This is a genomic window from Citrobacter sp. Cpo037, from assembly GCF_030332945.1.
Taxonomy (GTDB): Bacteria; Pseudomonadota; Gammaproteobacteria; order Enterobacterales; family Enterobacteriaceae; genus Citrobacter; species Citrobacter portucalensis.
The window spans coordinates 12850-28929 of the sequence record NZ_JAOWGW010000071.1 but is presented as its reverse complement, the minus strand read 5'-3'; the positions used below and the strand labels follow the sequence as shown (position 1 = coordinate 28929).

31 protein-coding genes are annotated in these 16080 nt (G+C 50.2%); 30 read left to right on the top strand and 1 reads right to left on the bottom strand.

The annotated features are described in order from the left end of the window. From tuf to bfr, 3 genes are all read left to right on the top strand, one after another. Positions 1-1080, top strand: a 1080-nt coding sequence (gene tuf / locus OGX94_RS17610; protein ID WP_108361594.1) for an elongation factor Tu, incomplete at its 5' end; no start/stop codon positions are given. Positions 1081-1265: 185 nt separating this feature from the next. After that, positions 1266-1460 (top strand): bacterioferritin-associated ferredoxin, encoded by a 195-nt coding sequence (bfd, locus tag OGX94_RS17605; protein WP_003031111.1) that lies wholly within the window; start codon positions 1266-1268, stop codon positions 1458-1460. A 71-nt stretch (positions 1461-1531) separates the two neighbouring features. After that, positions 1532-2008 carry a bacterioferritin gene (gene bfr / locus OGX94_RS17600; RefSeq protein ID WP_003827773.1) on the top strand — a complete coding sequence of 159 codons (477 nt, stop codon included), beginning with the start codon at positions 1532-1534 and terminating at the stop codon, positions 2006-2008. On the opposite strand, the gene OGX94_RS17595 is transcribed toward bfr, so the two are convergent. Continuing rightward, positions 2005-2472, bottom strand: coding sequence for a prepilin peptidase (locus OGX94_RS17595; protein ID WP_003827774.1), 468 nt, complete (start codon positions 2470-2472; stop codon positions 2005-2007). The two genes, bfr and OGX94_RS17595, sit on opposite strands and share 4 nt — an antisense overlap. A gap of 379 nt (positions 2473-2851) precedes the next feature. Here OGX94_RS17595 and rpsJ point away from each other — a divergent pair, with 379 nt between their 5' ends. From rpsJ to OGX94_RS17460, 27 genes are all read left to right on the top strand, one after another. Continuing rightward, the gene (gene rpsJ / locus OGX94_RS17590) at positions 2852-3163 is read left to right on the top strand and encodes a 30S ribosomal protein S10 (RefSeq protein ID WP_001181005.1); all 312 of its coding nucleotides are present in this window, start codon (positions 2852-2854) and stop codon (positions 3161-3163) included. A gap of 32 nt (positions 3164-3195) precedes the next feature. Continuing rightward, on the top strand, positions 3196-3825 hold the full coding sequence (rplC, locus tag OGX94_RS17585; RefSeq protein WP_003031117.1) for a 50S ribosomal protein L3: 630 nt from the start codon (positions 3196-3198) through the stop codon (positions 3823-3825). A gap of 10 nt (positions 3826-3835) precedes the next feature. Continuing rightward, a complete protein-coding gene (gene rplD, locus OGX94_RS17580; protein WP_003031119.1) occupies positions 3836-4441 on the top strand; it encodes a 50S ribosomal protein L4 in 606 nt (201 codons plus the stop codon). Continuing rightward, the gene (rplW, locus tag OGX94_RS17575; protein ID WP_000617546.1) at positions 4438-4740 is read left to right on the top strand and encodes a 50S ribosomal protein L23; all 303 of its coding nucleotides are present in this window, start codon (positions 4438-4440) and stop codon (positions 4738-4740) included. Before rplD ends, rplW begins: the two co-directional genes overlap by 4 nt. Positions 4741-4757: 17 nt before the next feature. Beyond that, the gene (rplB, locus tag OGX94_RS17570) at positions 4758-5579 is read left to right on the top strand and encodes a 50S ribosomal protein L2 (protein WP_000301869.1); all 822 of its coding nucleotides are present in this window, start codon (positions 4758-4760) and stop codon (positions 5577-5579) included. A gap of 16 nt (positions 5580-5595) precedes the next feature. Then, positions 5596-5874: a 30S ribosomal protein S19 gene (gene rpsS, locus OGX94_RS17565; RefSeq protein ID WP_001138115.1), complete on the top strand. Its 279-nt coding sequence runs from the start codon at positions 5596-5598 to the stop codon at positions 5872-5874. A gap of 14 nt (positions 5875-5888) precedes the next feature. Further along, on the top strand, positions 5889-6221 hold the full coding sequence (gene rplV, locus OGX94_RS17560) for a 50S ribosomal protein L22 (RefSeq protein WP_000448832.1): 333 nt from the start codon (positions 5889-5891) through the stop codon (positions 6219-6221). A 17-nt stretch (positions 6222-6238) separates the two neighbouring features. After that, entirely contained in the window at positions 6239-6940 is a 702-nt protein-coding gene (rpsC, locus tag OGX94_RS17555) for a 30S ribosomal protein S3 (RefSeq protein ID WP_000529945.1), read from the top strand. A gap of 12 nt (positions 6941-6952) precedes the next feature. Next, the gene (gene rplP, locus OGX94_RS17550) at positions 6953-7363 is read left to right on the top strand and encodes a 50S ribosomal protein L16 (RefSeq protein ID WP_000941208.1); all 411 of its coding nucleotides are present in this window, start codon (positions 6953-6955) and stop codon (positions 7361-7363) included. After that, positions 7363-7554: a 50S ribosomal protein L29 gene (gene rpmC, locus OGX94_RS17545; protein WP_000644742.1), complete on the top strand. Its 192-nt coding sequence runs from the start codon at positions 7363-7365 to the stop codon at positions 7552-7554. The genes rplP and rpmC overlap by 1 nt, the downstream gene beginning before the upstream one ends. Beyond that, positions 7554-7808 carry a 30S ribosomal protein S17 gene (gene rpsQ / locus OGX94_RS17540; RefSeq protein ID WP_003031120.1) on the top strand — a complete coding sequence of 85 codons (255 nt, stop codon included), beginning with the start codon at positions 7554-7556 and terminating at the stop codon, positions 7806-7808. The genes rpmC and rpsQ overlap by 1 nt, the downstream gene beginning before the upstream one ends. Positions 7809-7971: 163 nt before the next feature. After that, complete coding sequence (rplN, locus tag OGX94_RS17535; RefSeq protein ID WP_000613954.1) at positions 7972-8343, top strand: 50S ribosomal protein L14; 372 nt, start codon at positions 7972-7974, stop codon at positions 8341-8343. Positions 8344-8353: 10 nt separating this feature from the next. Beyond that, positions 8354-8668, top strand: coding sequence for a 50S ribosomal protein L24 (gene rplX, locus OGX94_RS17530; protein ID WP_003031122.1), 315 nt, complete (start codon positions 8354-8356; stop codon positions 8666-8668). A 14-nt stretch (positions 8669-8682) separates the two neighbouring features. After that, a complete protein-coding gene (gene rplE / locus OGX94_RS17525) occupies positions 8683-9222 on the top strand; it encodes a 50S ribosomal protein L5 (RefSeq protein ID WP_003031123.1) in 540 nt (179 codons plus the stop codon). A 14-nt stretch (positions 9223-9236) separates the two neighbouring features. After that, positions 9237-9542 (top strand): 30S ribosomal protein S14, encoded by a 306-nt coding sequence (rpsN, locus tag OGX94_RS17520; protein WP_003031125.1) that lies wholly within the window; start codon positions 9237-9239, stop codon positions 9540-9542. A gap of 30 nt (positions 9543-9572) precedes the next feature. Beyond that, positions 9573-9965, top strand: a complete 393-nt coding sequence (rpsH, locus tag OGX94_RS17515; RefSeq protein ID WP_003031127.1) for a 30S ribosomal protein S8 — start codon at positions 9573-9575, stop codon at positions 9963-9965. Between the two features lie 12 nt (positions 9966-9977). After that, positions 9978-10511: a 50S ribosomal protein L6 gene (rplF, locus tag OGX94_RS17510; RefSeq protein ID WP_003031129.1), complete on the top strand. Its 534-nt coding sequence runs from the start codon at positions 9978-9980 to the stop codon at positions 10509-10511. A gap of 9 nt (positions 10512-10520) precedes the next feature. Further along, positions 10521-10874 carry a 50S ribosomal protein L18 gene (gene rplR / locus OGX94_RS17505; protein ID WP_000358960.1) on the top strand — a complete coding sequence of 118 codons (354 nt, stop codon included), beginning with the start codon at positions 10521-10523 and terminating at the stop codon, positions 10872-10874. Between the two features lie 14 nt (positions 10875-10888). Continuing rightward, entirely contained in the window at positions 10889-11392 is a 504-nt protein-coding gene (gene rpsE / locus OGX94_RS17500) for a 30S ribosomal protein S5 (RefSeq protein ID WP_003031131.1), read from the top strand. 3 nt (positions 11393-11395) lie between these two features. Further along, complete coding sequence (gene rpmD / locus OGX94_RS17495) at positions 11396-11575, top strand: 50S ribosomal protein L30 (protein ID WP_001140434.1); 180 nt, start codon at positions 11396-11398, stop codon at positions 11573-11575. Between the two features lie 3 nt (positions 11576-11578). Then, positions 11579-12013, top strand: coding sequence for a 50S ribosomal protein L15 (gene rplO / locus OGX94_RS17490; protein WP_003031132.1), 435 nt, complete (start codon positions 11579-11581; stop codon positions 12011-12013). Between the two features lie 7 nt (positions 12014-12020). After that, complete coding sequence (secY, locus tag OGX94_RS17485; RefSeq protein WP_001118864.1) at positions 12021-13352, top strand: preprotein translocase subunit SecY; 1332 nt, start codon at positions 12021-12023, stop codon at positions 13350-13352. Positions 13353-13382: 30 nt separating this feature from the next. Beyond that, on the top strand, positions 13383-13499 hold the full coding sequence (rpmJ, locus tag OGX94_RS17480) for a 50S ribosomal protein L36 (protein WP_000868187.1): 117 nt from the start codon (positions 13383-13385) through the stop codon (positions 13497-13499). A gap of 146 nt (positions 13500-13645) precedes the next feature. Further along, positions 13646-14002: a 30S ribosomal protein S13 gene (rpsM, locus tag OGX94_RS17475; RefSeq protein WP_003031135.1), complete on the top strand. Its 357-nt coding sequence runs from the start codon at positions 13646-13648 to the stop codon at positions 14000-14002. Positions 14003-14018: 16 nt separating this feature from the next. Continuing rightward, positions 14019-14408: a 30S ribosomal protein S11 gene (rpsK, locus tag OGX94_RS17470; protein WP_003031137.1), complete on the top strand. Its 390-nt coding sequence runs from the start codon at positions 14019-14021 to the stop codon at positions 14406-14408. A 33-nt stretch (positions 14409-14441) separates the two neighbouring features. Further along, the gene (gene rpsD, locus OGX94_RS17465) at positions 14442-15062 is read left to right on the top strand and encodes a 30S ribosomal protein S4 (protein ID WP_003031138.1); all 621 of its coding nucleotides are present in this window, start codon (positions 14442-14444) and stop codon (positions 15060-15062) included. Positions 15063-15087: 25 nt separating this feature from the next. After that, a complete protein-coding gene (locus OGX94_RS17460) occupies positions 15088-16077 on the top strand; it encodes a DNA-directed RNA polymerase subunit alpha (protein WP_003031139.1) in 990 nt (329 codons plus the stop codon). Positions 16078-16080: the final 3 nt, after the last annotated feature.

Sequence of the window (16080 nt, the reverse complement as noted above, 5' to 3'; positions counted from 1 at the left end):
CTGGCTAAAACCTACGGCGGTGCTGCTCGTGCATTCGACCAGATCGATAACGCGCCGGAAGAAAAAGCTCGTGGTATCACCATCAACACTTCTCACGTTGAATATGACACCCCGACTCGCCACTACGCACACGTAGACTGCCCGGGCCACGCCGACTATGTTAAAAACATGATCACCGGTGCTGCGCAGATGGACGGCGCGATCCTGGTTGTTGCTGCGACTGACGGCCCGATGCCGCAGACTCGTGAGCACATCCTGCTGGGTCGTCAGGTAGGCGTTCCGTACATCATCGTGTTCCTGAACAAATGCGACATGGTTGATGACGAAGAGCTGCTGGAACTGGTAGAAATGGAAGTTCGTGAACTTCTGTCTCAGTACGATTTCCCAGGCGACGACACTCCGATCGTTCGTGGTTCTGCTCTGAAAGCGCTGGAAGGCGAAGCAGAGTGGGAAGCGAAAATCATCGAACTGGCTGGCTTCCTGGATTCTTACATCCCAGAACCAGAGCGTGCGATTGACAAGCCGTTCCTGCTGCCTATCGAAGACGTATTCTCCATCTCCGGTCGTGGTACCGTTGTTACCGGTCGTGTAGAGCGCGGTATCATCAAAGTTGGTGAAGAAGTTGAAATCGTTGGTATCAAAGAGACTGCTAAGTCTACCTGTACTGGCGTTGAAATGTTCCGCAAACTGCTGGACGAAGGCCGTGCTGGTGAGAACGTTGGTGTTCTGCTGCGTGGTATCAAACGTGAAGAAATCGAACGTGGTCAGGTACTGGCTAAGCCGGGCTCTATCAAGCCGCACACCAAGTTCGAATCTGAAGTGTACATTCTGTCCAAAGACGAAGGCGGCCGTCATACTCCGTTCTTCAAAGGCTACCGTCCGCAGTTCTACTTCCGTACTACTGACGTGACTGGTACCATCGAACTGCCGGAAGGCGTAGAGATGGTAATGCCGGGCGACAACATCAAAATGGTTGTTACCCTGATCCACCCGATCGCGATGGACGACGGTCTGCGTTTCGCAATCCGTGAAGGCGGCCGTACTGTTGGTGCGGGCGTTGTTGCTAAAGTAATGAGCTAATTATTGATTAATTAGCTTTGAGCTTAAAAAGGGCGCTTCGGCGCCCTTTTTGCTACCTGCAATTTAGTCGTTGTCATATTTATTCGCATTTTTTATTCATTCTCCCGCCGCGTAAATCGCGTTGTGCTATTGTAATCATAACTATTCTCATTTACACTTTGCGCAGAAATTGAACGGGAGCGATCATGTACGTTTGTTTGTGTAATGCGATAAGTGATAAAAAAATACGTCAGGCTGTTCGCCAGTTTCATCCTCAGTCCTTTCAGCAATTACGTAAATTTATTCCTGTTGGAAATCAATGTGGTAAATGCATTCGTGCTGCCCGCGAGGTCATGCAGGATGAATTAACACAAATGCCAGAATTTAAAGAGATCGCCTAAGTCACACTCTTTTTTTTGACATCCCTGTAGCCCCATCTACGCTCTAAGAGTGGAAGCGGAGGGACTATAAAATGAAAGGTGATGTTAAAATCATAAATTATCTCAATAAACTATTGGGAAATGAGCTTGTCGCGATCAACCAGTATTTTCTCCATGCTCGTATGTTTAAAAACTGGGGACTGACTCGCCTCAATGATGTTGAGTACCATGAATCTATCGATGAGATGAAACACGCTGATAAATATATCGAGCGTATTTTATTCTTAGAAGGGATCCCGAACTTGCAGGATCTTGGCAAGTTGGGTATTGGCGAAGACGTTGAAGAGATGCTGCAATCCGATCTTCGACTCGAACTCGATGGTGCTAAAGACTTGCGTGAAGCCATTGCCTATGCCGATAGCGTTCATGATTATGTCAGCCGGGATATGATGATTGAGATCCTGACTGAAGAAGAAGGGCATATTGACTGGCTCGAAACCGAGCTGGACCTGATTGCAAAACTTGGCTTACAAAATTATCTGCAATCGCAAATTAAAGTCAGTGACTAACCACCCAGTATCATACTTACCAGGCCAATAACAAAACCCGCAGCCGCCAGATATGGCCCAAATGGCAGCGGGTTTTTTAGTACCTGTTTCCCGTAACGGACGCAGGAAATCCCGGTGAGGCAACATGCCATACCCGCGGCAAGTAAAACCAAAAGTGGTAATGATTCCCAGCGATGCCATGCGCCTAGTGCGGCAAGAAATTTGACATCGCCAAAGCCTAACCCTTCCTGTCGGCATATCAAACGATATCCCCAGTAGAACAAAGCAAATACCCCATAACCCGCTACAGCACCCCAAAGCGCGTCGGATAACTGTGCAGGTCTGCAGCATTGATGATAAATAAGACCGCCCCACAAAAGAGGGCAGGTAAATTTGTCGGGCAGCAACCCGGTACGTAGGTCGTGGACTAAGAGCAGTCCTGATAGCGAAACATAAATCAACAGAAAGGGGAGGTCGATGTACATGGGCAAGCCTTATCTGGTAAAGCGTTTACCTTCAGGTAAACCCGGCGGCCCTACAAGCCCGGGATCTGGGTTATGGATGCTCTCTTCCACGGAAAACGCGTTGCACCGCAGGGCATACAATCAGAGTGGAAGGAGCGCCGCATTTGTGAACGAGTGATTAATTTCTACGCGGCACTTGCTTAAGACTGAGATTTACGTATAATGCGCGGGCTTGTCTAATATTGACAGCGGTTCGATATGAGCCACCGGTACTGCGAAAGCAATACCAGACAATGTTCCCAATCGGGGAACTCTGTAAGAACGGTTACACTCTCCCATCAATCGTAATGGGTTTGAGGAGTAACTATTTCGTCTATAAAATAATTGGAGCTCTGGTCTCATGCAGAACCAAAGAATCCGTATCCGTTTGAAAGCGTTTGATCATCGTCTGATCGATCAATCAACCGCGGAAATCGTCGAGACTGCTAAGCGCACTGGTGCGCAGGTTCGTGGTCCGATCCCGCTGCCGACCCGCAAAGAGCGTTTCACCGTTCTGATCTCCCCGCACGTCAACAAAGACGCGCGTGATCAGTACGAGATCCGTACTCACAAGCGTCTGGTTGACATCGTTGAGCCAACTGAAAAAACCGTTGATGCTCTGATGCGTCTGGACCTGGCTGCCGGTGTAGACGTGCAGATCAGCCTGGGTTAATCAGGTCATCGAGCGATTGAGAGGTTGATACAATGATTGGTTTAGTCGGTAAAAAAGTGGGTATGACCCGCATCTTCACTGAAGATGGCGTATCTATCCCAGTAACCGTTATCGAAGTTGAAGCAAACCGCGTTACTCAGGTTAAAGATCTGGCTAACGATGGCTATCGCGCTGTTCAGGTTACCACCGGTGCTAAAAAAGCTAACCGCGTAACTAAGCCGGAAGCTGGCCACTTTGCTAAAGCTGGCGTAGAAGCTGGCCGCGGCCTGTGGGAGTTCCGTCTGGCAGATGGTGAAGAATACACCGTTGGTCAGAACATTAGCGTTGAACTGTTTGCTGACGTTAAAAAAGTTGACGTAACCGGTACCTCTAAAGGTAAAGGTTTCGCTGGTACCGTTAAGCGCTGGAACTTCCGTACCCAGGACGCTACTCACGGTAACTCCTTGTCTCACCGCGTTCCGGGTTCTATCGGTCAGAACCAGACTCCGGGCAAAGTGTTCAAAGGCAAGAAAATGGCAGGTCAGCTGGGCAACGAACGTGTAACCGTTCAGAGCCTGGACGTAGTACGTGTTGACGCTGAGCGCAACCTGCTGCTGGTTAAAGGTGGTGTTCCGGGTGCGACCGGTTGCGACCTGATCGTTAAACCAGCTGTGAAGGCGTAAGGGGATAGCAATGGAATTAGTATTGAAAGACGCGCAGAGCGCGCTGACTGTTTCCGAAACTACCTTCGGTCGTGATTTCAACGAAGCGCTGGTTCACCAGGTTGTTGTTGCTTATGCAGCTGGTGCTCGTCAGGGTACTCGTGCTCAGAAGACTCGTGCTGAAGTAACTGGTTCAGGCAAAAAGCCGTGGCGCCAGAAAGGTACCGGCCGTGCGCGTTCAGGTTCTATCAAGAGCCCGATCTGGCGTTCAGGTGGCGTGACCTTCGCTGCTCGTCCACAGGACCACAGTCAAAAAGTTAACAAAAAGATGTACCGCGGCGCGCTGAAAAGCATTCTGTCCGAACTGGTACGTCAGGATCGTCTGATCGTTGTCGAATCATTCTCTGTAGAAGCGCCTAAAACTAAGCTGCTGGCACAGAAACTGAAAGACATGGCTCTGGAAGATGTGCTGATCATCACCGGTGAGCTGGACGAAAACCTGTTCCTGGCTGCGCGCAACCTGCACAAGGTTGACGTACGCGATGCAACTGGTATCGACCCGGTTAGCCTGATCGCCTTCGACAAAGTCGTAATGACTGCTGATGCTGTTAAGCAAGTTGAGGAGATGCTGGCATGATTCGTGAAGAACGTCTGCTGAAAGTGCTGCGCGCACCGCACGTTTCTGAAAAAGCGTCTACTGCGATGGAAAAAACTAACACCATCGTTCTCAAAGTTGCTAAAGACGCGACCAAAGCAGAAATCAAAGCTGCTGTGCAGAAACTGTTTGAAGTCGAAGTCGAAGTCGTTAACACCCTGGTAGTTAAAGGGAAAGTTAAACGTCACGGACAGCGTATCGGTCGTCGTAGCGACTGGAAAAAAGCTTACGTCACCCTGAAGGAAGGCCAGAATCTGGACTTCGTCGGCGGCGCTGAGTAAGTCGGAGGAGTAATACAATGGCAGTTGTTAAATGTAAACCGACATCTCCGGGTCGTCGCCACGTTGTTAAAGTGGTCAACCCAGAGCTGCACAAGGGCAAACCTTTTGCTCCGCTGGTTGAAAAAAACAGCAAATCCGGTGGTCGTAACAACAATGGCCGCATCACCACTCGTCACATCGGTGGTGGTCACAAGCAGGCTTATCGTATTGTTGACTTCAAACGCAACAAAGACGGTATCCCGGCAGTTGTTGAACGTCTTGAGTACGATCCGAACCGCTCCGCGAACATCGCGCTGGTTCTGTACAAAGACGGTGAACGCCGTTACATCCTGGCCCCTAAAGGCCTGAAAGCTGGCGACCAGATTCAGTCTGGCGTTGATGCTGCAATCAAAGCAGGTAACACCCTGCCGATGCGCAATATCCCGGTTGGTTCTACCGTTCATAACGTAGAAATGAAACCAGGTAAAGGCGGTCAGCTGGCACGTTCCGCTGGTACTTACGTTCAGATCGTTGCTCGTGATGGTGCTTATGTCACCCTGCGTCTGCGTTCTGGTGAAATGCGTAAAGTCGAAGCAGACTGCCGTGCAACTCTGGGCGAAGTTGGCAATGCTGAGCATATGCTGCGCGTTCTGGGTAAAGCAGGTGCTGCACGCTGGCGTGGTGTTCGTCCTACCGTTCGCGGTACTGCGATGAACCCAGTCGACCACCCACATGGTGGTGGTGAAGGTCGTAACTTTGGTAAGCACCCGGTAACTCCGTGGGGCGTTCAGACCAAAGGTAAGAAGACCCGCAGCAACAAGCGTACTGATAAATTCATCGTACGTCGCCGTAGCAAATAATTTTAGAGGATAAGCCATGCCACGTTCTCTCAAGAAAGGTCCTTTTATTGACCTGCACTTGCTGAAGAAGGTAGAGAAAGCGGTGGAAAGCGGAGACAAGAAGCCCCTGCGCACTTGGTCCCGTCGTTCAACGATCTTTCCTAACATGATCGGTTTGACCATCGCTGTCCATAATGGTCGTCAGCACGTTCCGGTATTTGTTTCCGACGAAATGGTCGGTCACAAACTGGGTGAATTCGCACCGACTCGTACTTATCGCGGCCACGCTGCTGATAAAAAAGCGAAGAAGAAATAAGGTAGGAGGAAGAGATGGAAACTTTAGCTCAACATCGCCATGCTCGTTCTTCTGCTCAGAAGGTTCGCCTTGTTGCAGACCTGATTCGCGGTAAGAAAGTGTCGCAGGCTCTGGATATTCTGACCTACACCAATAAGAAAGCGGCTGTACTGGTTAAGAAAGTCCTGGAATCTGCCATTGCTAACGCTGAACACAACGATGGCGCTGACATTGACGATCTGAAAGTTACGAAAATTTTCGTAGACGAAGGCCCGAGCATGAAGCGCATTATGCCGCGTGCAAAAGGTCGTGCAGATCGCATCCTGAAGCGCACCAGCCACATTACTGTGGTTGTGTCCGATCGCTGAGACTCTGGAGACTAGCAATGGGTCAGAAAGTACATCCTAATGGTATTCGCCTGGGTATTGTAAAACCATGGAACTCAACCTGGTTTGCGAACACCAAAGAATTCGCTGACAACCTGGACAGCGATTTTAAAGTACGTCAGTACCTGACTAAGGAACTGGCTAAAGCGTCTGTATCTCGTATCGTTATCGAGCGTCCGGCTAAGAGCATCCGTGTGACCATTCACACCGCTCGCCCGGGTATCGTTATCGGTAAGAAAGGCGAAGACGTAGAAAAACTGCGCAAAGTCGTAGCCGATATTGCTGGCGTTCCTGCTCAGATCAATATCGCCGAAGTGCGTAAGCCTGAACTGGACGCAAAATTGGTTGCTGACAGCATCACTTCTCAGCTGGAACGTCGTGTTATGTTCCGTCGTGCTATGAAGCGTGCTGTACAGAACGCAATGCGTCTGGGCGCTAAAGGTATCAAAGTTGAAGTTAGCGGCCGTCTGGGCGGCGCGGAAATCGCACGTACTGAATGGTACCGCGAAGGTCGCGTACCTCTGCACACTCTGCGTGCTGACATCGACTACAACACCTCTGAAGCGCACACCACTTACGGTGTAATCGGCGTTAAAGTGTGGATCTTCAAAGGCGAGATCCTGGGTGGTATGGCTGCTGTTGAACAACCGGAAAAACCGGCTGCGCAACCTAAAAAGCAGCAGCGTAAAGGCCGTAAATAAGGAGCGTCGCTGATGTTACAACCAAAGCGTACAAAATTCCGTAAAATGCACAAAGGCCGTAACCGCGGTCTGGCTGCTGGCGCGGATGTTAGCTTCGGCAGCTTCGGTCTGAAAGCTGTTGGCCGTGGTCGTCTGACTGCCCGTCAGATCGAAGCAGCACGTCGTGCTATGACCCGTGCAGTTAAGCGTCAAGGTAAGATCTGGATCCGTGTATTCCCGGACAAACCGATCACTGAAAAGCCGCTGGCAGTGCGTATGGGTAAAGGTAAAGGTAACGTGGAGTATTGGGTTGCCTTGATTCAGCCGGGTAAAGTCCTGTATGAAATGGACGGCGTACCGGAAGAGCTGGCCCGTGAAGCATTCAAGCTGGCAGCAGCGAAACTGCCGATTAAAACCACCTTTGTAACTAAGACGGTGATGTAATGAAAGCAAAAGAGCTGCGTGAGAAGAGTGTTGAAGAGCTGAACACCGAGCTGCTGAATCTGCTGCGTGAGCAGTTCAACCTGCGTATGCAGGCTGCAAGTGGCCAGCTGCAACAGTCTCACCTGTTGAAGCAAGTGCGTCGTGACGTCGCACGCGTTAAGACTTTACTGACTGAGAAGGCGGGTGCGTAATGACCGATAAAATCCGTACTCTGCAAGGTCGCGTTGTTAGCGATAAAATGGAGAAATCCATCGTTGTTGCTATCGAACGTTTTGTGAAACACCCGATCTACGGTAAATTCATTAAGCGTACGACCAAACTGCACGTACATGACGAGAACAACGAATGCGGTACTGGTGACGTGGTTGAAATCCGCGAATGCCGTCCGCTGTCCAAGACTAAGTCCTGGACGCTGGTTCGCGTTGTAGAGAAAGCCGTTCTGTAATACAGTAGGCATTCTCAACGAATAAACGGCTCAGCGATGAGCCGTTTATTTTTTCTACCCATATCGTTGAAGCGGTGTTATAATGCCGCGCCCCCGATATGGGGCTTTTTTAACGACCTGATTTTCGGGTCTCAGTAGTAGTTGACATTAGCGGAGCACTAAAATGATCCAAGAACAGACTATGCTGAACGTCGCCGACAACTCCGGTGCACGTCGCGTAATGTGTATCAAGGTTCTGGGTGGCTCGCACCGTCGCTACGCAGGCGTCGGCGATATCATCAAGATCACCATCAAGGAAGCAATTCCGCGTGGTAAGGTCAAAAAAGGTGATGTGCTGAAGGCGGTAGTGGTGCGCACCAAGAAGGGTGTTCGTCGCCCGGACGGTTCTGTCATTCGCTTCGATGGTAATGCATGCGTTATTTTAAACAATAACAGCGAGCAACCTATCGGTACGCGTATTTTTGGGCCGGTAACTCGTGAACTTCGTAACGAGAAGTTCATGAAAATTATCTCTCTGGCACCAGAAGTACTCTAAGGAGCGAATCATGGCAGCGAAGATCCGTCGTGATGACGAAGTTATCGTGTTAACCGGTAAAGATAAAGGTAAACGCGGTAAAGTTAAGAATGTCCTGTCTTCCGGCAAGGTCATTGTTGAAGGTATCAACCTGGTTAAGAAACATCAGAAGCCGGTTCCGGCCCTGAACCAACCAGGCGGCATCGTAGAGAAAGAAGCAGCTATTCAGATCTCTAACCTTGCTATCTTCAACGCGGCAACCGGCAAGGCTGACCGTGTAGGCTTTAGATTCGAAGACGGCAAAAAAGTCCGTTTCTTCAAATCTAACAGCGAAACTATCAAGTAATTTGGAGTAGTACGATGGCGAAACTGCATGATTACTACAAAGACGAAGTAGTCGCTAAACTCATGACTGAGTTTAACTACAATTCTGTCATGCAAGTCCCTCGGGTCGAGAAGATCACCCTGAACATGGGTGTTGGTGAAGCGATCGCTGACAAGAAACTGCTGGATAACGCAGCAGCTGACCTGACAGCAATCTCCGGTCAAAAACCGCTGATCACCAAAGCACGCAAATCAGTTGCAGGCTTCAAAATCCGTCAGGGCTATCCGATCGGCTGTAAAGTAACTCTGCGTGGCGAACGCATGTGGGAGTTCTTTGAGCGCCTGATCACTATTGCTGTTCCACGTATCCGTGACTTCCGTGGCTTGTCCGCTAAGTCTTTCGACGGTCGTGGTAACTACAGCATGGGTGTCCGTGAGCAGATCATCTTCCCAGAAATCGACTACGATAAAGTCGACCGCGTGCGTGGTTTGGATATTACCATTACCACTACTGCGAAATCTGATGAAGAAGGCCGTGCTCTGCTGGCTGCCTTTGACTTCCCGTTCCGCAAGTAAGGTAGGGTTACTGAATGGCTAAGCAATCAATGAAAGCACGCGAAGTAAAGCGCGTAGCTTTAGCTGATAAGTACTTCGCAAAACGCGCTGAACTGAAAGCTATTATCTCTGATGTGAACGCGACCGACGAAGATCGTTGGAACGCAGTTCTCAAGCTGCAGTCTCTGCCGCGTGATTCCAGCCCGTCCCGTCAGCGTAACCGCTGCCGTCAAACAGGTCGTCCGCATGGCTATGTGGGCAAGTTCGGGTTGAGCCGTATCAAACTGCGTGAAGCCGCCATGCGCGGTGAAGTACCAGGCTTGAAAAAGGCTAGCTGGTAATTACCAATTGAATCACGGGAGTAAAGACAGATGAGCATGCAAGATCCGATCGCGGATATGCTGACCCGTATCCGTAACGGTCAGGCCGCGAATAAAGCTGCGGTCACCATGCCTTCCTCCAAGCTGAAAGTGGCAATTGCCAACGTGCTGAAGGAAGAAGGTTTTATTGAAGATTTTAAAGTTGAAGGCGACACCAAGCCGGAACTGGAACTTACTCTCAAGTATTTCCAGGGTAAAGCTGTTGTAGAAAGCATTCAGCGTGTCAGTCGCCCAGGTCTGCGCATTTATAAGCGTAAAGACGAGCTGCCGAAAGTTATGGCTGGCATGGGTATCGCAGTTGTTTCTACCTCTAAAGGTGTTATGACTGATCGTGCAGCGCGCCAGGCTGGTCTTGGTGGCGAAATTATCTGCTACGTAGCCTAATCGGAGGAAAAAATGTCTCGTGTTGCTAAAGCACCGGTCGTTATTCCTGCCGGCGTTGATGTAAAAATCAACGGTCAGGTTATTACGATCAAAGGTAAAAACGGCGAGCTGACTCGTACTCTCAACGATGCTGTTGCAGTAAATCATGCAGATAATGCACTGACCTTCGGTCCGCGTGATGGTTACGCAGATGGATGGGCTCAGGCTGGTACCGCGCGTGCCCTGCTGAATGCAATGGTTGTCGGTGTTACCGAAGGCTTCACTAAGAAGCTTCAGCTGGTTGGTGTAGGTTATCGTGCAGCGGTTAAAGGGAATGTAGTAAACCTGGCTTTAGGTTTCTCTCACCCAGTTGACCATCAGCTGCCTGCGGGAATCACTGCAGAATGTCCGTCTCAGACTGAAATCGTGCTGAAAGGCGCTGATAAACAGCTGATCGGTCAGGTTGCAGCAGATCTGCGCGCCTACCGTCGTCCTGAGCCTTATAAAGGCAAGGGTGTTCGTTACGCCGACGAAGTCGTGCGTACCAAAGAGGCTAAGAAGAAGTAAGGTAACACTATGGATAAGAAATCTGCTCGTATCCGTCGTGCGACCCGCGCACGCCGCAAGCTCCAGGAGCTGGGTGCAACTCGCCTGGTGGTACATCGTACCCCGCGTCATATTTACGCACAGGTAATTGCACCGAACGGTTCTGAAGTTCTGGTAGCTGCTTCTACTGTAGAAAAAGCTATCGCTGAACAATTGAAGTACACCGGTAACAAAGACGCTGCTGCAGCTGTAGGTAAAGCTGTTGCTGAACGCGCTCTGGAAAAAGGCATCAAAGATGTTTCTTTTGACCGTTCCGGGTTCCAATATCATGGTCGTGTCCAGGCACTGGCAGATGCTGCCCGTGAAGCTGGCCTTCAGTTCTAAGGTAGAGGTGTAAGATGGCTCACATCGAAAAACAAGCTGGCGAACTGCAGGAAAAGCTGATCGCGGTTAACCGCGTATCTAAAACCGTTAAAGGTGGTCGTATTTTCTCCTTCACAGCTCTGACTGTAGTTGGTGATGGTAACGGTCGCGTTGGTTTTGGTTACGGTAAAGCGCGTGAAGTTCCAGCAGCGATCCAGAAAGCGATGGAAAAAGCCCGTCGCAATATGATTAACGTCGCGCTGAACCACGGCACCCTGCAGCACCCGGTTAAGGGTACTCACACGGGTTCTCGTGTATTCATGCAGCCGGCTTCCGAAGGTACCGGTATCATCGCCGGTGGTGCAATGCGCGCCGTTCTGGAAGTCGCTGGAGTTCGTAACGTTCTGGCTAAAGCGTATGGTTCCACTAACCCGATTAACGTGGTTCGTGCAACTATCGATGGCCTGGAAAATATGAAATCTCCGGAAATGGTCGCTGCCAAGCGTGGTAAATCCGTTGAAGAAATTCTGGGGAAATAAACCATGGCAAAGACTATTAAAATTACTCAAACCCGCAGTGCAATCGGTCGTCTGCCGAAACACAAGGCAACGCTGCTTGGCCTGGGTCTGCGTCGTATTGGTCACACCGTAGAACGCGAGGATACTCCTGCTGTTCGTGGTATGGTCAACGCGGTTTCCTTCATGGTTAAAGTTGAGGAGTAAGAGATGCGTTTAAATACTCTGTCTCCGGCCGAAGGCTCTAAAAAAGCGGCTCGCCGCCTGGGTCGTGGTATCGGTTCTGGCCTCGGTAAAACCGGTGGTCGTGGTCACAAAGGTCAGAAGTCTCGTTCTGGCGGTGGCGTACGTCGCGGTTTCGAGGGTGGTCAGATGCCTCTGTACCGTCGTCTGCCGAAATTCGGCTTCACTTCACGTAAAGCAGCGATTACAGCCGAAGTTCGTCTGTCTGACCTGGCTAAAGTTGAAGGCGGTGTTGTAGACCTGAACACGCTGAAAGCAGCTAACATTATCGGTATCCAGATCGAGTTCGCGAAAGTGATCCTGGCTGGTGAAGTCACTACTCCGGTAACTGTTCGTGGCCTGCGTGTTACTAAAGGCGCTCGTGCTGCTATCGAAGCTGCTGGCGGTAAAATCGAGGAATAAGTAGCAGATGGCTAAACAACCGGGATTAGATTTTCAAAGTGCCAAAGGTGGCTTAGGCGAGCTGAAACGCAGACTGCTGTTTGTAATCGGCGCGCTGATTGTGTTCCGTATTGGCTCTTTCATTCCGATCCCTGGTATTGATGCCGCTGTACTTGCCAAACTGCTTGAGCAACAGCGAGGCACCATCATTGAAATGTTTAACATGTTCTCTGGTGGTGCTCTCAGCCGTGCTTCTATCTTTGCTCTGGGGATCATGCCGTATATTTCGGCGTCGATCATTATCCAGCTGCTGACGGTGGTTCATCCAACGCTGGCAGAAATTAAGAAAGAAGGGGAGTCTGGTCGTCGTAAGATCAGCCAGTACACCCGCTACGGTACTCTGGTGCTGGCAATATTCCAGTCGATCGGTATTGCTACCGGTCTGCCGAATATGCCTGGTATGCAGGGCCTGGTGATGAACCCAGGCTTTGCATTCTATTTCACCGCTGTTGTAAGTCTGGTTACAGGGACGATGTTCCTGATGTGGTTGGGCGAACAGATTACTGAACGTGGTATCGGCAACGGTATCTCAATCATTATCTTCGCCGGTATTGTCGCGGGACTCCCGCCAGCCATTGCCCATACTATCGAGCAAGCGCGTCAAGGCGACCTGCACTTCCTCGTGTTGCTGTTGGTTGCAGTATTAGTATTCGCAGTGACGTTCTTTGTTGTATTTGTTGAGCGTGGTCAACGCCGTATTGTGGTAAACTACGCGAAACGTCAGCAAGGTCGTCGTGTCTATGCTGCACAGAGCACACATTTACCGCTGAAAGTGAATATGGCGGGGGTAATCCCGGCAATCTTCGCTTCCAGTATTATTCTGTTCCCGGCGACCATCGCGTCATGGTTCGGGGGCGGGACTGGTTGGAACTGGCTGACAACAATTTCGCTGTATTTGCAGCCTGGGCAACCGCTTTATGTGTTACTCTATGCGTCTGCAATCATATTCTTCTGTTTCTTCTACACGGCGTTGGTTTTCAACCCGCGTGAAACAGCAGATAACCTGAAGAAGTCCGGTGCATTTGTACCAGGAATTCGTCCGGGAGAGCAAACGGCGAAGTATATCGATAAAGTAATGACCCGCCTGACTTTGGTTGGTGCGCTCTACATTACCTTTATCTGCCTGATCCCGGAGTTCATGCGTGATGCAATGAAAGTACCGTTCTACTTCGGTGGGACCTCACTGCTTATCGTTGTTGTCGTGATTATGGACTTTATGGCTCAAGTGCAAACTCTGATGATGTCAAGTCAGTACGAGTCTGCATTGAAGAAGGCGAATCTGAAAGGCTACGGCCGTTAACAGTCGCCCGAGAAGTTACGGAGAGTAAAAATGAAAGTTCGTGCTTCCGTCAAGAAATTATGCCGTAACTGCAAAATCGTTAAGCGTGATGGTGTCATCCGTGTGATTTGCAGTGCCGAGCCGAAGCATAAACAGCGCCAAGGCTGATTTATTCGCATATTTTTCTTGCAAAGTTGGGTTGAGCTGGCTAGATTAGCCAGCCAATCTTTTGTATGTCTGTGCGTTTCCATTTGAGTATCCTGAAAACGGGCTTTTCAGCATGGTGCGTACATATTAAATAGTAGGAGTGCATAGTGGCCCGTATAGCAGGCATTAACATTCCTGATCAGAAACATGCTGTGATCGCATTAACTTCGATCTACGGCGTCGGCAAGACCCGTTCTAAAGCCATTCTGGCTGCCGCGGGTATCGCTGAAGATGTTAAGATCAGTGAGCTGTCTGAAGAACAAATCGACACGCTGCGTGACGAAGTTGCCAAATTTGTCGTTGAAGGTGATCTGCGCCGTGAAGTTAGCATGAGCATCAAGCGCCTTATGGATCTTGGTTGCTATCGCGGTTTGCGTCATCGTCGTGGTCTCCCGGTTCGCGGTCAGCGTACCAAGACCAACGCACGTACCCGTAAGGGTCCGCGCAAACCGATCAAGAAATAATCGGGGTGATTGAATAATGGCAAAGGCACCAATTCGTGCACGTAAACGTGTAAGAAAACAAGTCTCTGACGGCGTGGCTCATATCCATGCTTCTTTTAACAACACCATCGTTACCATTACTGATCGTCAGGGTAACGCACTGGGTTGGGCAACAGCCGGTGGTTCCGGTTTCCGTGGTTCTCGCAAATCCACTCCGTTTGCAGCTCAGGTTGCAGCAGAGCGTTGCGCTGAAGCCGTAAAAGAATACGGTATCAAGAATCTGGAAGTTATGGTCAAAGGACCGGGTCCAGGTCGCGAATCTACTGTTCGTGCTCTGAACGCCGCTGGTTTCCGCATCACTAATATTACTGATGTGACTCCGATCCCTCATAACGGTTGTCGTCCGCCGAAAAAACGTCGCGTATAACGCTGTCGTTTCTAGGATTGTTGGAGAAAGAAAATGGCAAGATATTTGGGTCCTAAGCTCAAGCTGAGCCGTCGTGAGGGCACTGACTTATTCCTTAAGTCTGGCGTTCGCGCGATCGATACCAAGTGTAAAATTGAACAAGCTCCTGGCCAGCACGGTGCGCGTAAACCGCGTCTGTCTGACTATGGTGTGCAGTTGCGTGAAAAGCAAAAAGTTCGCCGTATCTACGGTGTGCTGGAGCGTCAGTTCCGTAACTACTACAAAGAAGCAGCACGTCTGAAAGGCAACACCGGTGAAAACCTGTTGGGTCTGCTGGAAGGTCGTCTGGACAACGTTGTATACCGTATGGGCTTCGGTGCCACTCGTGCAGAAGCACGTCAGCTGGTCAGCCATAAAGCAATTATGGTAAACGGTCGTGTTGTTAACATCGCTTCTTATCAGGTTAGTCCGAATGACGTTGTTAGCATTCGTGAGAAAGCGAAGAAGCAGTCTCGCGTGAAAGCCGCTCTGGAGCTGGCTGAGCAGCGTGAAAAGCCAACCTGGCTGGAAGTTGATGCTGGCAAGATGGAAGGTACGTTCAAGCGTAAGCCGGAGCGTTCTGATCTGTCTGCGGACATTAACGAACACCTGATCGTCGAGCTTTACTCCAAGTAAAGCTTAGTACCAAAGAGAGGACACAATGCAGGGTTCTGTGACAGAGTTTCTAAAACCGCGCCTGGTAGATATCGAGCAAGTGAGTTCGACGCACGCCAAGGTGACCCTTGAGCCTTTAGAGCGTGGCTTTGGCCATACTTTGGGTAACGCACTGCGCCGTATTCTGCTCTCATCGATGCCGGGTTGCGCGGTGACCGAGGTTGAGATTGATGGTGTACTACATGAGTACAGCACCAAAGAAGGCGTTCAGGAAGATATCCTGGAAATCCTGCTCAACCTGAAAGGGCTGGCGGTGAGAGTTCAGGGTAAAGATGACGTTATTCTTACCTTGAATAAATCTGGCATTGGCCCTGTGACTGCAGCCGACATTACCCATGATGGTGATGTCGAAATCGTCAAGCCACAGCACGTGATCTGCCACCTGACCGATGAGAATGCATCTATTAGCATGCGTATCAAAGTTCAGCGCGGTCGTGGTTATGTGCCGGCTTCTACCCGAATTCATTCGGAAGAAGATGAGCGCCCAATCGGCCGTCTGCTGGTCGACGCATGCTACAGCCCTGTAGAGCGTATTGCCTACAATGTTGAAGCAGCGCGTGTAGAACAGCGTACCGACCTGGACAAGCTGGTCATCGAAATGGAAACCAACGGCACAATCGATCCTGAAGAGGCGATTCGTCGTGCGGCAACCATTCTGGCTGAACAACTGGAAGCTTTCGTTGATTTACGTGATGTACGTCAGCCGGAAGTTAAAGAAGAGAAACCAGAATTCGATCCGATCCTGCTGCGCCCTGTTGACGATCTGGAATTGACTGTCCGCTCTGCTAACTGCCTCAAAGCAGAAGCTATCCACTATATCGGTGATCTGGTACAGCGTACTGAGGTTGAGCTTCTTAAGACGCCTAACCTTGGTAAAAAATCTCTTACCGAGATTAAAGACGTGCTGGCTTCCCGTGGACTGTCTCTGGGCATGCGCCTGGAAAACTGGCCACCGGCAAGCATCGCTGACGAGTAACCG

Excerpts from the sequence above, each read along its gene's own strand:
- rpsQ (WP_003031120.1), top strand. The coding sequence starts at position 7,554 with ATGACCGATAAAATCCGTACTCTGCAAGGTCGCGTTGTTAGCGATAAA.
- rplO (WP_003031132.1), top strand. The coding sequence starts at position 11,579 with ATGCGTTTAAATACTCTGTCTCCGGCCGAAGGCTCTAAAAAAGCGGCT.
- rplE (WP_003031123.1), top strand. The coding sequence starts at position 8,683 with ATGGCGAAACTGCATGATTACTACAAAGACGAAGTAGTCGCTAAACTC.
- OGX94_RS17595 (WP_003827774.1), bottom strand. The coding sequence starts at position 2,472 with ATGTACATCGACCTCCCCTTTCTGTTGATTTATGTTTCGCTATCAGGA.
- rplF (WP_003031129.1), top strand. The coding sequence starts at position 9,978 with ATGTCTCGTGTTGCTAAAGCACCGGTCGTTATTCCTGCCGGCGTTGAT.
- rplW (WP_000617546.1), top strand. The coding sequence starts at position 4,438 with ATGATTCGTGAAGAACGTCTGCTGAAAGTGCTGCGCGCACCGCACGTT.
- rplC (WP_003031117.1), top strand. The coding sequence starts at position 3,196 with ATGATTGGTTTAGTCGGTAAAAAAGTGGGTATGACCCGCATCTTCACT.
- rplN (WP_000613954.1), top strand. The coding sequence starts at position 7,972 with ATGATCCAAGAACAGACTATGCTGAACGTCGCCGACAACTCCGGTGCA.
- bfd (WP_003031111.1), top strand. The coding sequence starts at position 1,266 with ATGTACGTTTGTTTGTGTAATGCGATAAGTGATAAAAAAATACGTCAG.
- rpsK (WP_003031137.1), top strand. The coding sequence starts at position 14,019 with ATGGCAAAGGCACCAATTCGTGCACGTAAACGTGTAAGAAAACAAGTC.
- rpsS (WP_001138115.1), top strand. The coding sequence starts at position 5,596 with ATGCCACGTTCTCTCAAGAAAGGTCCTTTTATTGACCTGCACTTGCTG.
- rpsC (WP_000529945.1), top strand. The coding sequence starts at position 6,239 with ATGGGTCAGAAAGTACATCCTAATGGTATTCGCCTGGGTATTGTAAAA.
- rplR (WP_000358960.1), top strand. The coding sequence starts at position 10,521 with ATGGATAAGAAATCTGCTCGTATCCGTCGTGCGACCCGCGCACGCCGC.
- rplB (WP_000301869.1), top strand. The coding sequence starts at position 4,758 with ATGGCAGTTGTTAAATGTAAACCGACATCTCCGGGTCGTCGCCACGTT.
- rpsH (WP_003031127.1), top strand. The coding sequence starts at position 9,573 with ATGAGCATGCAAGATCCGATCGCGGATATGCTGACCCGTATCCGTAAC.
- rpmC (WP_000644742.1), top strand. The coding sequence starts at position 7,363 with ATGAAAGCAAAAGAGCTGCGTGAGAAGAGTGTTGAAGAGCTGAACACC.
- rpsN (WP_003031125.1), top strand. The coding sequence starts at position 9,237 with ATGGCTAAGCAATCAATGAAAGCACGCGAAGTAAAGCGCGTAGCTTTA.
- rpsD (WP_003031138.1), top strand. The coding sequence starts at position 14,442 with ATGGCAAGATATTTGGGTCCTAAGCTCAAGCTGAGCCGTCGTGAGGGC.
- bfr (WP_003827773.1), top strand. The coding sequence starts at position 1,532 with ATGAAAGGTGATGTTAAAATCATAAATTATCTCAATAAACTATTGGGA.
- rpsE (WP_003031131.1), top strand. The coding sequence starts at position 10,889 with ATGGCTCACATCGAAAAACAAGCTGGCGAACTGCAGGAAAAGCTGATC.
- rplV (WP_000448832.1), top strand. The coding sequence starts at position 5,889 with ATGGAAACTTTAGCTCAACATCGCCATGCTCGTTCTTCTGCTCAGAAG.
- rplX (WP_003031122.1), top strand. The coding sequence starts at position 8,354 with ATGGCAGCGAAGATCCGTCGTGATGACGAAGTTATCGTGTTAACCGGT.
- rpmD (WP_001140434.1), top strand. The coding sequence starts at position 11,396 with ATGGCAAAGACTATTAAAATTACTCAAACCCGCAGTGCAATCGGTCGT.
- secY (WP_001118864.1), top strand. The coding sequence starts at position 12,021 with ATGGCTAAACAACCGGGATTAGATTTTCAAAGTGCCAAAGGTGGCTTA.
- rpmJ (WP_000868187.1), top strand. The coding sequence starts at position 13,383 with ATGAAAGTTCGTGCTTCCGTCAAGAAATTATGCCGTAACTGCAAAATC.
- OGX94_RS17460 (WP_003031139.1), top strand. The coding sequence starts at position 15,088 with ATGCAGGGTTCTGTGACAGAGTTTCTAAAACCGCGCCTGGTAGATATC.
- rplP (WP_000941208.1), top strand. The coding sequence starts at position 6,953 with ATGTTACAACCAAAGCGTACAAAATTCCGTAAAATGCACAAAGGCCGT.
- rpsJ (WP_001181005.1), top strand. The coding sequence starts at position 2,852 with ATGCAGAACCAAAGAATCCGTATCCGTTTGAAAGCGTTTGATCATCGT.
- rplD (WP_003031119.1), top strand. The coding sequence starts at position 3,836 with ATGGAATTAGTATTGAAAGACGCGCAGAGCGCGCTGACTGTTTCCGAA.